We start from the raw sequence: 13,836 nt of genomic DNA, 5'->3' as shown, positions 1-13,836 counted from the left end.
GAGGGACAGATCCTGTAGTGGACCTCGTACTACGATCCGTCCGAACACGGGGGAGTCAGAAATGGACGATCGTAGACATGAGGGCCTGGGTGACCTGTTGCGGAGCGCGCGGGTCGGCCGTGGCCTGACCCAGGCCGACCTCGCGGACCAGGCGGGGGTCAGCGTCGGTGTGGTACGCGACCTCGAACAGGGGCGCAGCGGGAGGCCGCGGGGCCGCTCACTGCGCGCCCTCGCGGACGCGTTGGGGCTGCACCACGAGGACCGCGAGCGGTTCACCCAGCTCGCCCGGCCGCCGCAGCGCGCCCGGGTCGAGGCGCCCGGCCCGGCCCGACTTTGGGCGCTGGGGCCGCTGCTCGTCACCCGTGCCGGTCGGCCCGTCAATCTCCGCGCCGGCCGGCACCGTGTCGTGCTGGCCCGCCTCGCGCTGGAACCCGGCCGGCCGGTCAACCGGGACGAGCTGATCCACCTGCTGTGGGGGGAGCGGCCACCGCCGTCGGCGGCCAACGTGGTGCAGACCCATGTGAGCCGGATCCGTCGTCTGCTGGAGCCGAGGCGCCAGCCCGACCCGACGCCCGCGGTGACCCTCGACTCGGGTGGCTACCGGCTGCACGTCGACGGCGAGCAACTCGATCTCGTGGCCTACCGGTCCCGCGTGGCCGAGGCCGCGGCGCCGACCATCCCGCCCCGACGCGCCTTCGACCTGCTCCTCGACGCCTCCACCATGTGGCGCGGTGACGACGTCGTCCAGGACGTGCCGGAACTCTCCGGGGACCCGCTGGTCACGGCACTGGCCGAGGAACGCGTGGAGATCGCCGTCCGGCTGGCGCGACTCGGGGAGGTGGTGGGCGAACAACGCCAGGTCCTCCCACTCCTGCGCCGCCTGGCCGGGCGGTACCCGTGGCACGAGTCGCTGCACGCGCGGTTGGTGGTCGCGCTCGCGGCCTGCGGCCAGCAGGCCGCCGCGATCGAGGCGTTCGAAAGCGTCCGCCGCCGGCTCGCCGACGAACTGGGCATCGATCCCGGCGCCGAGCTGGTCGAGGCCCGGCAGGCCGTGGTCAGCGGAGAGCACGTTCGCGCTGCCGGCACCTCTCCGGTGAGCGGCGGTGCGGTCACGCCGCGGCAGACCCCGGCGCCACCGGCGGACTTCTGCGGACGCGCCGACGAACTCCGGGGGATCGAGCGGGCGCTGCGCTATCCGCGTGGCGGATCACCCGCCGTCCACGTCATCTCCGGCATGGCCGGTGTCGGCAAGACCAGCCTCGCCCTGATGGCGGCCTGGGAGGTGCGCCGCGACTTCCCGGACGGTCAGCTCTACATCGACCTGCGTGGCAGCGACGACCGGCCGGTACCGGTGGCGTACGCCCTGGCCCGGCTGCTGCGGGCGCTCGGCGTCGAGGCGCGGTCCGTCCCCGGCGACGAGCGGGAGGCCGCCGCGCTCTACCGGAGCGTCCTCGCCGACCGGCGGGTGCTTGTCGTGCTCGACAACGCGCACAACGCCGCCCAGGTCCGCCTGCTGCTGCCGGGTCCGGGCGGAAGCGCGGTGCTTGTCACCAGTCGTAACCGGTGCGAGGAGTTGGACGGCGCCGGCGCGACGCCCCTGGCGGTGTTCACGCCGACGGAGGCACTGGGCCTGCTGCGGGCAGCGCTGGGGGAGACCCGCGTCCGGACCGAGCGTCGGGACGCCGAGGCGCTGGTCGAGGCGTGCGGCCGGTTGCCGATCGCGGTGCGGCTGGTGGCGGGCCGGTTGGCGGGCCGCCGAGAGAGCATGATCGCCGAGGTGGTGCGGGGACTCACCGACGAGCGGTCGCGGCTCGCCCGACTGAGCCTCGGCGACCGCACCGTGACGAGCAGCTTCGCGATCAGTTGCCGTGACCTGCCGCCGACGGCGGCCGAGGTGTTCGGCACGGCCGCGCTGATCCCGGGGGAGAGCTTCTCGGCCGACGCGGTCGCCGCGCTGCTCGGCGTCGAGCCGCGGGCCGTCCGCGCGGCGCTCGACCACCTCGTCGCGGAGAACCTGCTCCAGCCCGGCTGCGCGGACCGTCGCTACCGCTACCACGACCTGCTGCGACTCTATGCGCTGCGGGACGGTGAGACCCGGGGGGCATCCGTCGACCGCGCCGCCGCGCTGGGCCGCCTCTACACCTGGTATCTCGCGCGGACCGCCTCCGCGATGAGCCTGGTCTACGCCGACATGGTGCGGTTGCCGATCGACGTCGAGCCGACACCGTACCCGTTCCCCGACGTCGATGCCGCGACGGCGTGGCTCGGCGAGGAGGTGGGCAACCTCATCGCCGCCGTCGAAGCCGCACCGGCGGACGGGCACGGCGCACGGTCGTGGGAGCTGGCCGACCAGCTCCGCGGCTACTTCTTCGTCTCGGGCGACCTGGTCGCCTGGCTCGCGAGCGGGGCGGCCGGGCTGGCCGCCGCGCAGGCCGCGGGTGACGTGCGGGCCCAGGCCGCCATGCACCAGACCATCGGGCAGGCGCACTGGGCGGCCGGCAAGCACCACCTCGCCGCCGACGACTACCGCCGGGGCATCGCCGCCGCCCGCGCCAGCGGCTGGCACGTCGGCGAGGCATACCTGTCGCACAACCTCGGGCTCGTCCAGGCCGAGCTGGGTCGGCCCGCCGAGGCACAGGAGCTCTACCAGCGGGCACTGGATCTCGGCGGCGGTCCGGAGTTCCATCACGTGCGGGCGGTGACGTTGAACGACCTGGGCACCCTGTGCCACGAACGGGGGCAACTCACCGAGGCGGCCGACCACCTGAGGGCGGCCCAACGGTTGAACGAGAGGTCGGCGCGGCACCTGTCGGCGATGGCGAACCGGCACAACCTGGCGATGGTCCTGCGGCAGATGGAAGACTTCGAGCCGGCCCGTGCCCACTTCGAAGCCGCGCTCGACTACTACCGACGTACCGGCTCGACCCTGCGCGAGCTGTCGGTCCTCGACGAGCTGAGCCAACTCGACCGCCAGTTGCACGAATGGGTGCCCGCGGTGAACAACGCCGCCGAGGCGTTGCGGCTCGCCCGCAAACAGCGCAACCTGCGGGCCGAGGCGGCCACCCTCAACACCCTGGGGTACGCGTTGCTCGGCAGCCGCGCCGTCGAGGAGGCCCAAGCCCGGTTCATCGAGAGTCTGTCGATCAGCCGGAGCCGCGGCTTTCAATACTTCGAGTGCCAGTCGACCATCGGCGTCGCCGAAGCGGCCCTGCTGAGCGACGCCGCCGAGCAGGCATATCGGGCCGGGACGGAGGCGCTCCAGATCGCCTCGCGCAACGCCTACCGGCCACTGCACGCCGACGCTCTCATCGTGCAGGCCCGGGCGGCGATCTGCCTGGGCGAGACGGAAACGGCCGGCCGGCACGGCAGGGCGCTCCGCGAGTTGCTCGGGACGACGCCGCTACCGGACCGGGAACGCGCCTGCGAGGCGATCGAGGCGCGGTTGGCCCGGTCACCACGGCGGCGGGACCCGGCGGGGGTGCCGGGTCCCGCCGTTCCGCGTGTCGGTCAGATGCCGTAGATGAATTGGATGTCTACGGCTCCGGCGTTGTTGGTGTTGCGGAGGTAGACGGTGTTGTTGTCGGGGCGGCGGACGCCGACGGTGTCTGTGCCGTTGTTGTTCCAGTCGCCGGTGACGGGGAGGTCGCCGGATCCGCCGTGGCCGTAGATGAATTGGTGGTCGGTGGTGGTGGTGCCGTTGGTGAGGTACCAGGTGGAGTTGCTGGGGCGGAAGACGCCGACGGTGTCTGTGCCGTTGTTGTTCCAGTCGCCGGTGACGGGGAGGTCGCCGGATCCGCCGTGGCCGAAGATGAACTGGTGGTCGGTGGTGGTGGTGCCGTTGGTGAGGTACCAGGTGGAGTTGCTGGGGCGGAAGACGCCGACGGAGTCGTAGCCGTCGTTGTTCCAGTCGCCGGCGACGGGGATGTCGCCGGATCCGCCGTGGCCGAAGATGAACTGGGCGTCGGTGGTGGTGCCGTTGGTGAGGTACCAGGTGGAGTTGCTGGGGCGGAAGACGCCGACGGTGTCCTTGCCGTCGTTGTTCCAGTCGCCGGCGACGGGGATGTCGCCGGAGGGTCCGTGGCCGAATTTGAAGACGCGGGTGGCGGGCCCGCTGTTGGTGTCGCGGAGATAGAAGGTGGAGTTGGAGGGGCGGTAGACGCCGACGGTGTCGGTGCCGTCGCCGTTCCAGTCACCCGACACCGGAATGTCCTCGAGACGAGGGGCGGGGACATTCCAGAGGCTGTCGACGATGATCTGCGCGTCCGATGCCTGCGCCTGGTAACGGTCTGGATAGGCCGACACCTGCACCGCCTGGCAGACCTCGCCGATCGGGGCGCTGGCCCAGCTCCCGCTGGGATACTTCCGCACCATCGCGTCGAGGAAGGCGTTCGTGGCGTAGTCCGGGTTCAGCCGCTGCGCCCGGGTGCCCCACCACTCCTGCTGCTGGAACAGACCGAGGCTGGTGTGGTCCACCTCCTCGCTGATGTTCTGCAGATGGGTCTCGACGATCACGGTGGTGATCGCGATGACCGCCGCGCGGGAGGAGAGCCCCCGGTCCCGCACCGCCTCGACCACCTCCCGGGCGCAGGAGACGCGATACGCCGACATGTAGCCGCGCATGTCGGCGTTCAACCGCGAGTTGAGCTGGGTCGCGAGCGTGCCGTCGGCCCCGGTGGGACCGTCGGGGTCGCACGCCGCGGTCTGGTAGAGCGCGGTCAGCGGGGCGAGCGCCGGCGGCAGGTCCGGCGCCGGGGCCGCCTCCGCGGCGAGGGCGGGGGATGCGCCGATCAGCGTGGCCAGCGCGAACGCGGCGCAGATGGGCGATACTTTCGAGAGAACGTTGTCCACAGGTGGTAATCCGTTCGCCGAGGAATCCAACTACCGGCCGGGTCCGGGTCGACCCGGCCTGCGGTCAGACTCAGGCACGCCCCTGACGGACGGCTGGCACCTGACTTCCCGGACCGATCCCGTATCCGGGTACGACGGAAGGAACCCCGTTGTCGTCGTCCGACCTGCTGCTGTCTCGCCGTGACCTGGCGTTCCTGCTGTACGACTGGCTGGACGTGACCCGGCTGACCGAACGGCCCCGCTACGCCGAGCACTCCCGGGAGACGTTCGACGCGGTGCTCGACCTCGCCGCACGGGTCGCCACCGAACGCTTCGCGCCGCACAACCGCGCCGCCGACACGGCCGAACCCACCGTCGACGGTGGACACGTGCGCACCATCCCGCAGGTCAAGGCCGCGCTAGAGGCGTTCGCCGGCACCGGCCTGTTCGCCGCCACGCTCGACGAGTCGGTCGGCGGGATGCAACTCCCGCACGCGGTGGCCGCCGCCACGTTCGCCTGGTTCCAGGCCGCCAACGTGGGCACCTCGGCGTACCCCTTCCTCACCCTCGGCAACGCCAACCTGCTGCTCGCCCACGGCAGCGCTGAGCAGGTCGACACCTGGGTCCGCCCGATGGTGGCGGGCCGGTTCTTCGGCACCATGTGCCTGTCCGAGCCGCAGGCCGGCAGCTCCCTGGCCGACCTCACCACCCGCGCCGAGCCGCAGGACGACGGCACCTACCGGCTCACCGGCACCAAGATGTGGATCTCCGCGGGGGACCACGAGCTGGCCGAGAACATCGTCCACCTGGTGCTGGCCCGCATCCCCGGCGGGCCGCCCGGCGTGAAGGGCCTGTCCCTGTTCGTCGTACCCAAGGTGCTCCTCGACGACGACGGCGCGCTCGGCCCGCGCAACGACGTGGTGCTGGTCGGGCTCAACCACAAGCTCGGCTACCGGGGCACCACGAACACGCTGCTGACCTTCGGCGAGGGCGTGCACCGGCCATACGGGCGGGCCGGCGCGGTCGGCTACCTGGTCGGCACGCCGCACCACGGGCTGGCGCTGATGTTCCACATGATGAACGAGGCGCGCATCGGCATCGGGGCCGGCGCCACCGCGCTCGGCTACACCGGCTACCTGAAGTCCGTCGCGTACGCCCGGCAGAGGCCGCAGGGCCGCCCGGTGGCCGACAAGGACCCCACCACGCCGCAGGTGCCGATCATCGCGCACCCCGACGTACGCCGGATGCTGCTGGCCCAGAAGAGCTACGTGGAGGGCGCGCTCGCGCTCGTCCTCTACTGCGGACGGCTGCTCGACGAGGAGAAGACCGCGCCCGCCGAGGCCGACCGGGAGCGGGCGCACCTGCTGCTGGAGCTGCTCACCCCGATCGCCAAGAGCTGGCCGTCTCAGTGGTGCCTGGCCGCCAACGACCTGGCCATCCAGGTGCACGGCGGCTACGGCTACACCCGCGACTACGACGTGGAGCAGCACTGGCGGGACAACCGGCTCAACGCCATCCACGAGGGCACCCACGGCATCCAGGCCCTCGACCTGCTCGGCCGCAAGGTCACCATGCGCGACGGCGCGGCGCTGGAACTGCTGCTGGAGACCATGCGGGCCACCGCCGACCGGGCCTGGAAGGCGGACGGGTTCGCCGCCGACCTGGCCGGGCGGCTCGCCACGGCGGTGGACCGGATCGCGGTGGTGACGCGGCGGTTGTGGGCACCCGGTGACCCGGAGCTGGCGCTGGCGAACGCCTCGGTCTATCTGGCGGCGGTCGGGCACGTGGTGATCGCGTGGATGTGGCTGGAGCAGGTGCTGGCGGTGGAGGCGTCGGGGTCACCGGCGGACGAGTTCTGCGCCGGGAAGCGGGCGGCGGCGCGCTACTTCTACCGATGGGAGCTGCCCACGGTGACGGCCCAGTTCGACCTGCTGGAGAGCCTGGACCGCACCACGCTGGACATGCGGGAGACATGGTTCTGAGCGGCGGCAAACCATTCTCTGAGGGAAGGCTTGCGGCGCGTTCTTAGAATCGCAGAAAGCCGGATGAGGGGTACTGCGGATGTGCCATGGAGCTGGCAGGATTGATCATCGGGGTCGCCGGTGTAATGGTCACACTGGCCGGCATGTTGCGTGGTCGCGGTAAGTTGATCGTCGCTGGCTCTGGCGTGTTGCTCATCCTGGTCGCGACGGCGCTCGTATTCTTGCCTCCGATGAACAGCGGCGGGAGCGCCGGGCGTCAACCGATGTCGCCGAACACGGCTGGTTCGCGAACCTCAGGTACAAGTCGATCAACCGATGATGATCTGCTGCTCGAAGAGAACTTCCACACCGCTGATCGCGGCTGGCAGGTCGGGCATGACAACGAACGTGGCACCGCGCGCTACGAATTGGGACAACTGCGAATTCAGCCCAACCCGGGCTTCGCCAAATGGATCACCGCACCGATTCACCCGGTTCCGGCCGGCGTGCGAATCTCGGCCAAGGCGCACCTGGAGGCCGGCCAGGGCGGATGGGGTATCTGGTGCCGGGGCATCGCGGACAACAGCCGACAGTATGAGTTCAGCGTGACTCACGCGGGAGATGCGTACATCAAGAACGGTTACGAGCTGGCTCTGGCTCAGACCAACATTCCTGGCTTCGATGTCACTCGCGAGAACACCATGACCGTCGACTGCCGAGATGCCGCAGGCGGGGTACAACTGACCATGTCCATCAACGGTGATGTGGTCCTGTCGGCGCAGAGCAGTGACGGCGCCGGTGACCCACTCGGGCCTGGCCCGGTAGGGCTGCACGCATTCGCCTTCGGCGATGCCGCCGGTGCGCCGGCTGATGTCCGGTTCAGTTACTTCGAAGCGGTCCGGTTGCGATGAACGGGCGGGGTCGTCAGCCACGTAGGAATGGATAGGCGCATGTCGAAGCCCTCCGGTACGCCAGGTGGTCGCCGGAACATTCGTACCTCGGCCGCCGACGGCAGGGAGCTGCCCCTGCTGGTGTTCGAGCCGGTTGGCACGAGACCGCGTGCCGGCGTCGTCCTGTTCCATGGCGGCGCCCTGCGCGAAGGCTCGGCGGCCGGGCTCGCCCCGCACTGCCGGCGACTGGCCGCGCACGGGATCTTCGCCGTCTCAGCCGGGTATCGGCTGCTCGGTCGTGGCGCGGTCAGCATCGACGACTGCATCGCCGACGTGCGGCGCGCGGTCGAACGGTTCGGCCGGCTGGCCGCGTCGCGCGGGCTCGAAGCGCGTCACTTGGCCTCGGGCGGCAGTTCGGCCGGGGCTCATCTCGCGCTGGTCGCGGCGATGACCGCGCCCACGCCCGGCGTCGCGGGCGTGGTGACCCTCAATCCCGCGGGACTGGACCTTGGCGCCCTCGCGCCGGCCATGCGGCGCCGCCTGGAACAGCAGATCGGCATCGCGGCGGGCCGGCTGGTCGAGTATTCGCTCATCGAATTCGTGCGGCCGGGGCATCCGCCGATGCAGATCCACCACGGCATCCGCGACGAGGTCGAGCCGATCGAGGCGGTGCGGCGGTTCCGGGACGCGATGACGCGCTCCGGCAACGAGTGCACGCTCGTCGAGTACGCGCACGCCGAACACGGTTTCCACTACCCGGGCCACGGCAGGGACTTCGACGACGTTGTCGACGCCACGGCGCGGTTCCTCCTCGACCGGCTCGGCAGTACGGTCTGAGGCGGCGGAGCGAAGCCCTCGGCCGTGCGGTGTACCGTCCGAAAGGCGGCATGCCGGCGCGGCTGTCCATGCCGGGTCCCAGTCCCTGTCCGGGGAGGCGACGAAGCATGGTCAGGAAGACCGACACGATCGGAGCCCGGATCCGATACTGGCGGATGCGTCGTGGCGGGATGAGTCAGGCCGTCCTCGCCGGACTGGCCGGGGTCAGTCAGTCCTACATCTCGCAGGTCGAGTCCGGCCGCAAGACGATCGACAGGCGGTCCACCCTGGTCGCGGTCGCCGCCGCGTTGCAGGTGACCGTCGCGGATCTGCTCGGTCAGGGCACCGAGACCGGTGACCCGGCCCGCGAGCACGCGGCTGAGCGCGTGCCGGCGATCTGGTCCGCGCTGATCGAGATCGAGGATGGCGCGCGGCGGGTGCCCACGCGCACGCCGCAGGAGTTGGACGCCGGTGTCGCGCGAAGTGAGCAACTCCGTCACCGCTCGAACTTTCCGGCGATGGCCCAGATGCTGCCGGGGCTTCTGCTCGACGCCGCCGCATCGGGCGGGACGGTGCTCGTGCGGGTGGCTTATCAGGCGTCGGCCTGTCTGCGGCACCTCGGGTACCGGCATCTCGCCTTGAACGCCGCGAGGGTGGCGGTGTCCGCGGCCGAGGACGTCGAGGACCCGGCGTGGTTGGGGGCAGCCCGATTCGCGTACGCGCAGAGCCTGCCCATCGAGTCGGCGTCCCTGGCGGCGCGGGCGGCTGATCGCTCGCTGGCGGCACTCCAGTCCGCCGCGTCGGACGAGCGGGTCCGCCAGATGCTGGGCCAGTTGCATCTCTCGGCGGCGCTTGCGTCGACGGTGAGCGGACGCCCGGATGCCGCTCGCGATCACCTGACCGAGGCGGGCCAGGAGGCCGCGACGCTCGGGGATCCCCAGGACGGCGTGGGATTCAACGGCTGCGGGTTCGGACCGACGAACGTGGTGCTGTGGGAGATGTCCATCGCCGGTGAGTCGGGCGAGCCCGGCCGGGTGATCGAGCTGGCCCGAACGGTACGGCCTCAGGTTCTCGCGGCTTCGATCCGGCAGATGTCGTACTGGCTCGACCTCGGGCGAGCGCTGGCCGATTCCGGTCGCCGGGACGGTGACGCGCTTGGGGCGTTCGTGCGCGCGGAGCAGGCCGCGCCGGTGCCCTTCTCGCTCAACCCGCTGGCTCAGGACGCCGTCGTCGCGATGGCGCAACGTGCCAAGCGCCGGGCCGTGCCCCACGAGCTTCGCCTACTGGCGGGGCGGCTCGGCATCACGCTGGCCCCATAACCATAGGTAATTGGTTCATTACCGCTTGGTTCTAGTGTCCGTTTCGGGCGGGGCGACTGCCTCGCTGTGGCGGGTGCGGCGTCGACACCTCTATCGGTGAGGCTATGCCATGCCCCGGCGGACGGAGGTCGAAGATGCGTGGTCGGGGCGGCCGGAGGAGAGTCTCCAGGGGTGAGGAGATCCAAGCGGCCGAGTGGGAGGCGGCCAAACGGCGGATTCTCGCGTTGGCCGAATCGGATCAGTTGCAGACGATCCCATCGACGCCGACTCAGCCAGCCGCTCGCGCCACGGTCGCCGCGTCGCGCCGACGTCTTCTGCCGTACGAGGGAATTCTGCTCGCCGTGGCGATGACGCTTGCGCGACGGCACCGGCCCAGGTGGTCATGGCTGAGGTGGAGATGGGTGTGCCGCTGTGGCGGAGAGCTGCCGTGTCGGAGTCGCCACCGGATACCGATCAATCGCGGCCACTGGCCTGCCCAGGGTGACCAGTGAGCGACGAGAGCCTGATCCGGATCATGCCCGTGGCGCACGTATCCGGGGTGGACGGGACGTGTGTGGGCCGCCACCGAGTGTGGCACGGGCGGCTCACTGCGTACCCCTGTCGGCAGGTGGCGCGGGCGGGCGTGGCCCGCGTTATCGGGGTGCGGGAGTGAGCGCGCACGGGCCGGTGTTGCCGGTCTGGACGTGCGGTGGGTGCGACGGGCCGTGGCCGTGCGCGACGCGGCGGCGGGAGTTGCGGGAGGAGTTCGAGGGTGCGCCCGTGTCGCTGGCGTTGTACATGGGGGCGCAGCCCGTACGGGCGACGGCGGACCTCGGTTGGGCGCCGCCGGGGGCGTTGCCCCGGCGGTTCCTGGGGTGGTTGCGGTGAGCATCTTGCGGGCGGGAGGGCATAGGGTCGGCTCGGCGTCTTGGTGAGGGGACCGACGATGGACCGGGGCACCCGCGACGATCTGCTGCGCTGCCTGGCCGAGGCGGTCGGATCCGTCGCCGTGGGGCATCCGACGCGGGTGGCCGTCGACGGACCGCCCGCCGCCGGCAAGACCACGCTCGCCGACGAGTTGGCTGCGGTCCTGCGCGAGCAGGGCCGCGACGTCATCCGCGCGACTGTCGACGACTTCCTGGTCCCGCGGGCGCGGCGCTATCCGCGCGGTGAGTTCTCGGCCGAGGGCTGCTACCGCGACGCCCACGACCACGGCGCGTTGAACCGGGTCCTGCTCGATCCACTCGGGCCCGGGGGAGACCGACGCTTCCAACACGCGGTCTACGACCACGCTGGGGACACCGTGCTGTCCCCGCCGATCCGGACCGCGCCGGCCGACGCGGTGCTGCTCTTCGACGGTGTCTTCCTCATGCGCCCGGAACTGATCGACCGGTGGGACCTGCGTGTCCTCGTGTCGACCGCGCTCGACACCATCGTGGAGCGTGCCGTGATCCGGGAGCGCCAGGTGTCCGCCCGGGCCGAGGTCGAGCGGCGCTGGCGCGAGCGGTACATCCCCGCCCAGCAGCTCTACGTCGCCACGGCCCGCCCGACCGCGCACGCCGACATCATCGTGCACAACGACGAACCGCTGCGACCGGCCTGGGAGATCCGCTGACCGCGATCAGGTCAGCTCGATCTCCACGAGCGGGCTTCCGGCGAGCCAGCTCTCCAGGCTGCCGGCCCAGTCCAGCGTCGGGACGATCTCCCCGAACACGCGGGCCCGTTCGTCCGGGTCGGTCACCGCGCGCCCGCGTACCGGAAGGTCCAGGCCGGTCAGGTGCAGCGTGAACGCGGGATGCGCGAGCAGGTTGGCGTACCAGTCACGCGCGCCCGGGCTGCCGGTCAGCCAGTAGCGGCCGGCGGCCCGGTAGCGCCAGATCTCCATTCGCTTCGGCTGGCCGCTGCGCCGCCCGATGGTGGTGATGTCCACCGTCTGCTGCCGATCCAGTGCCCGCCGCGCCTCGTCCGTCACCGACATGCGCCGATGATCCGACCTCGACCGGGCTTCACGTCAAGGCGCGGGTTCCAGCACGACCACCGGGATCTCGCGGCTGGTCTTCCGCTCGTAGTCGGCGAAGCCCGGGTACGCGGCCTTCTGCGCGCTCCAGATCCGTTCCCGCTCGTCCCCGTCGGCGACCCGGGCGACCAGCTCGACCGTGTCCGTGCCGATCTCCGCCCGGACCCGCGGCTGGGCGCGCACGTTGTGATACCAGTCGGGATTGGTGGGCGCGCCGGCCTTAGACGCGAACACGGCCCAGCCGCCGTCGAGCTTCTGATACATCATCGGGTGTACGCGAGGCTGGCCGCTCTTCGCGCCGACGGTGTGCAACAGCAGCAGCGGCGCGCCGGCGAACTGGCCGCCCACCTGGCCGCCGTTGGCACGGAACTCCTCGATGATCTTGTCGTTCCAGTCGCTCACGACTACTCCTTGCCCCATGAACCGGCCCCGTGAACCCTATCCTGACGTTGTCGACCGAGGCACGGCGGGAAACGGGTGATGATGGGGCAACCAACACTCTTCCTGACCGTCGGGCTCCCCTGCACCGGAAAGACCACATCCGCTCGACGCATCGAGATCGAGCGGAAGGCACTTCGCCTCACGAAGGACGAATGGGTGAAGGCTCTCTACGGGCACGACAACCCGCCGTCGGCTTCGGATGTGATCGAAGGACGGCTCATCCAGATCGGGCTGCGCGCCCTCGAACTCGGCACCAACGTGGTGATCGACTTCGGCCTCTGGAGTCGGGCCGAGCGTTCCGCCCTGCGGCAGGCCGCGGCGGACCTCGGCGCGACGGTGGAGATGCGCTACTTCGCGCTCACCGCGGCCGAACAGCGCAGACGACTCGACAGGCGCCAAGCCGAAGCGCCGCACACGACGTGGCCCATGTCCGACGAGGAACTCGCCGCGTGGGCCGCCGCCATCGAGATCCCCACGCCCGGCGAACTCGACGGCAGCGAACCGATCGGTGACCCGCCGGCCGGGTTCGCGACGTGGCACGAGTGGCGCACTCACCGCTGGCCGCCGTCGGTCTCCTGACTGCCCGTCACTCGTACCCCATGGCGGTGATGATCGTGCCGAGCGCTGCCGTGACGTATTCGCGGGTCTCGTCGTCGAACTGGTTGTCGCGGTGCGCAAGCTTGTGCGACTGGAACGTGGCGACGGTGACGGCGTCGTCCACTCCGAGCTGTGCGAACAGGGCGCGGCGCTGACCCGGCCAGTCCGCGGCGAGATCCTCCGCCTTCACCTCGACGTACCGCCTGCCGGTGAGGTCGACCGTGTTCCTCCAGGTGAGCCACCGGTGGTAGACCGCCGTGAGGTAGGCGAGCGCGCCGTCGACCGTGGGTGGCGCCCACGGCTGGGCCAGGTGGGACGCGAGCACGGCGAGCGGGTGCCGTTTGATGTGCACGATCGTCGCCTCGGGCACCAGCTCCCAGAGGAAATCCATGCACAGCAGGTTGAACGGTGTCTTCTCGCACCAGGTCGGCTTGCCCGCGTCGACGGCTGCCCCGCCGAACATGGTGTCGACCAGGTCACGCAGGATGCCGAGCAGTTCGTCCCGGTCGCGGAAATGCCGGGGGAGTATCCGCCGCCGGCTGGGCGGCGCGAACGGTCCGGCGGGCCGGTCGGCGTCGCCGAAGCCTTCCGCGGGCGTGGGTTCGTCGTACGCGCACGCGACCAACCGTGGCCAGAGCCGGTGCACCGCGTCCCGGTAGCGCCGCTCGCCGACCAGTTCGGGGACGGTACCGCCACGGTCGTCGCGCCGGCCGGGGATTCGTACGGTGAGCAGGTCGCTGAGCCGGTGCAGGGCGTCCTCACCGACGATCGGGTCGTACCGGTGGGTGAGCGCGTCGGCCAGGTCCCGTAGGCCACCCGGGTCGACGATGAACCGGGTCTCCATCGGAATCCGGTGGATCAGCGGGTGTTCGCCGATGATGTCGGCGATCCGTGACGTCCCCGAACGGCCCGTGCCGGCGACGAAGACCGGTGCGGGGGTAGGCATGGCAAGCAGTCAAAGCCTCAACCTGGTGACCGTGCAAGTCACT

Annotated in this window: 11 protein-coding genes; 7 read left to right on the top strand and 4 right to left on the bottom strand. The window is 70.9% G+C overall.

Annotated features, from left to right (window positions below; genetic code table 11):
• Positions 1-61 precede the first annotated feature (61 nt).
• The gene (locus O7602_RS15835; RefSeq protein ID WP_281583407.1) at positions 62-3,520 is read left to right on the top strand and encodes a BTAD domain-containing putative transcriptional regulator; all 3,459 of its coding nucleotides are present in this window, start codon (positions 62-64) and stop codon (positions 3,518-3,520) included.
• Here the strand turns inward: O7602_RS15835 and O7602_RS15830 are convergent.
• Entirely contained in the window at positions 3,508-4,848 is a 1,341-nt protein-coding gene (locus tag O7602_RS15830; RefSeq protein ID WP_281583406.1) for a VCBS repeat-containing protein, read from the bottom strand. The two genes, O7602_RS15835 and O7602_RS15830, sit on opposite strands and share 13 nt — an antisense overlap.
• 149 nt (positions 4,849-4,997) lie before the next feature.
• On the opposite strand from O7602_RS15830, the gene O7602_RS15825 reads away from it, so the two are divergent.
• The 5 genes from O7602_RS15825 to O7602_RS15805 all read left to right on the top strand — a co-directional run bounded on the left by O7602_RS15825 (position 4,998) and on the right by O7602_RS15805 (position 11,407).
• Positions 4,998-6,809, top strand: coding sequence for an acyl-CoA dehydrogenase (locus O7602_RS15825; protein ID WP_281583405.1), 1,812 nt, complete (start codon positions 4,998-5,000; stop codon positions 6,807-6,809).
• 86 nt (positions 6,810-6,895) lie between these two features.
• Positions 6,896-7,699: a hypothetical protein gene (locus O7602_RS15820; protein WP_281583404.1), complete on the top strand. Its 804-nt coding sequence runs from the start codon at positions 6,896-6,898 to the stop codon at positions 7,697-7,699.
• Positions 7,700-7,738: 39 nt separating this feature from the next.
• Positions 7,739-8,515, top strand: coding sequence for an alpha/beta hydrolase (locus tag O7602_RS15815; protein ID WP_281583403.1), 777 nt, complete (start codon positions 7,739-7,741; stop codon positions 8,513-8,515).
• Between the two features lie 107 nt (positions 8,516-8,622).
• Positions 8,623-9,813: a helix-turn-helix transcriptional regulator gene (locus tag O7602_RS15810; protein WP_281583402.1), complete on the top strand. Its 1,191-nt coding sequence runs from the start codon at positions 8,623-8,625 to the stop codon at positions 9,811-9,813.
• Positions 9,814-10,738: 925 nt separating this feature from the next.
• Positions 10,739-11,407 (top strand): uridylate kinase, encoded by a 669-nt coding sequence (locus O7602_RS15805; RefSeq protein WP_281583401.1) that lies wholly within the window; start codon positions 10,739-10,741, stop codon positions 11,405-11,407.
• Positions 11,408-11,413: 6 nt separating this feature from the next.
• Here O7602_RS15805 and O7602_RS15800 read toward each other — a convergent pair whose 3' ends face one another.
• Both O7602_RS15800 and O7602_RS15795 read right to left on the bottom strand, forming a co-directional pair.
• Positions 11,414-11,770 carry a nitroreductase/quinone reductase family protein gene (locus O7602_RS15800; RefSeq protein WP_281583400.1) on the bottom strand — a complete coding sequence of 119 codons (357 nt, stop codon included), beginning with the start codon at positions 11,768-11,770 and terminating at the stop codon, positions 11,414-11,416.
• A gap of 33 nt (positions 11,771-11,803) precedes the next feature.
• A complete protein-coding gene (locus O7602_RS15795) occupies positions 11,804-12,211 on the bottom strand; it encodes a nitroreductase family deazaflavin-dependent oxidoreductase (RefSeq protein ID WP_281583399.1) in 408 nt (135 codons plus the stop codon).
• 78 nt (positions 12,212-12,289) lie between these two features.
• Here O7602_RS15795 and O7602_RS15790 point away from each other — a divergent pair, with 78 nt between their 5' ends.
• The gene (locus tag O7602_RS15790) at positions 12,290-12,829 is read left to right on the top strand and encodes an ATP-binding protein (RefSeq protein WP_281590332.1); all 540 of its coding nucleotides are present in this window, start codon (positions 12,290-12,292) and stop codon (positions 12,827-12,829) included.
• A gap of 7 nt (positions 12,830-12,836) precedes the next feature.
• Here the strand turns inward: O7602_RS15790 and O7602_RS15785 are convergent, their stop codons facing one another.
• Positions 12,837-13,793 (bottom strand): sulfotransferase, encoded by a 957-nt coding sequence (locus tag O7602_RS15785; RefSeq protein ID WP_281583398.1) that lies wholly within the window; start codon positions 13,791-13,793, stop codon positions 12,837-12,839.
• Positions 13,794-13,836: the final 43 nt, after the last annotated feature.

The organism is Micromonospora sp. WMMD1128, assembly GCF_027497235.1.
In the GTDB taxonomy this organism is placed as follows: Bacteria; Actinomycetota; Actinomycetes; order Mycobacteriales; family Micromonosporaceae; genus Micromonospora.
Note: the sequence above shows the minus strand (reverse complement) of the source record. Positions and strands in the feature narration are given on the sequence as shown.

What these genes read in the sequence shown, in the direction of transcription:
- O7602_RS15835 (WP_281583407.1), top strand. Translation starts at nt 62, where the DNA reads ATGGACGATCGTAGACATGAGGGCCTGGGTGACCTGTTGCGGAGCGCG.
- O7602_RS15820 (WP_281583404.1), top strand. Translation starts at nt 6,896, where the DNA reads ATGGAGCTGGCAGGATTGATCATCGGGGTCGCCGGTGTAATGGTCACA.
- O7602_RS15815 (WP_281583403.1), top strand. Translation starts at nt 7,739, where the DNA reads ATGTCGAAGCCCTCCGGTACGCCAGGTGGTCGCCGGAACATTCGTACC.
- O7602_RS15810 (WP_281583402.1), top strand. Translation starts at nt 8,623, where the DNA reads ATGGTCAGGAAGACCGACACGATCGGAGCCCGGATCCGATACTGGCGG.
- O7602_RS15805 (WP_281583401.1), top strand. Translation starts at nt 10,739, where the DNA reads ATGGACCGGGGCACCCGCGACGATCTGCTGCGCTGCCTGGCCGAGGCG.
- O7602_RS15800 (WP_281583400.1), bottom strand. Translation starts at nt 11,770, where the DNA reads ATGTCGGTGACGGACGAGGCGCGGCGGGCACTGGATCGGCAGCAGACG.
- O7602_RS15790 (WP_281590332.1), top strand. Translation starts at nt 12,290, where the DNA reads ATGATGGGGCAACCAACACTCTTCCTGACCGTCGGGCTCCCCTGCACC.
- O7602_RS15785 (WP_281583398.1), bottom strand. Translation starts at nt 13,793, where the DNA reads ATGCCTACCCCCGCACCGGTCTTCGTCGCCGGCACGGGCCGTTCGGGG.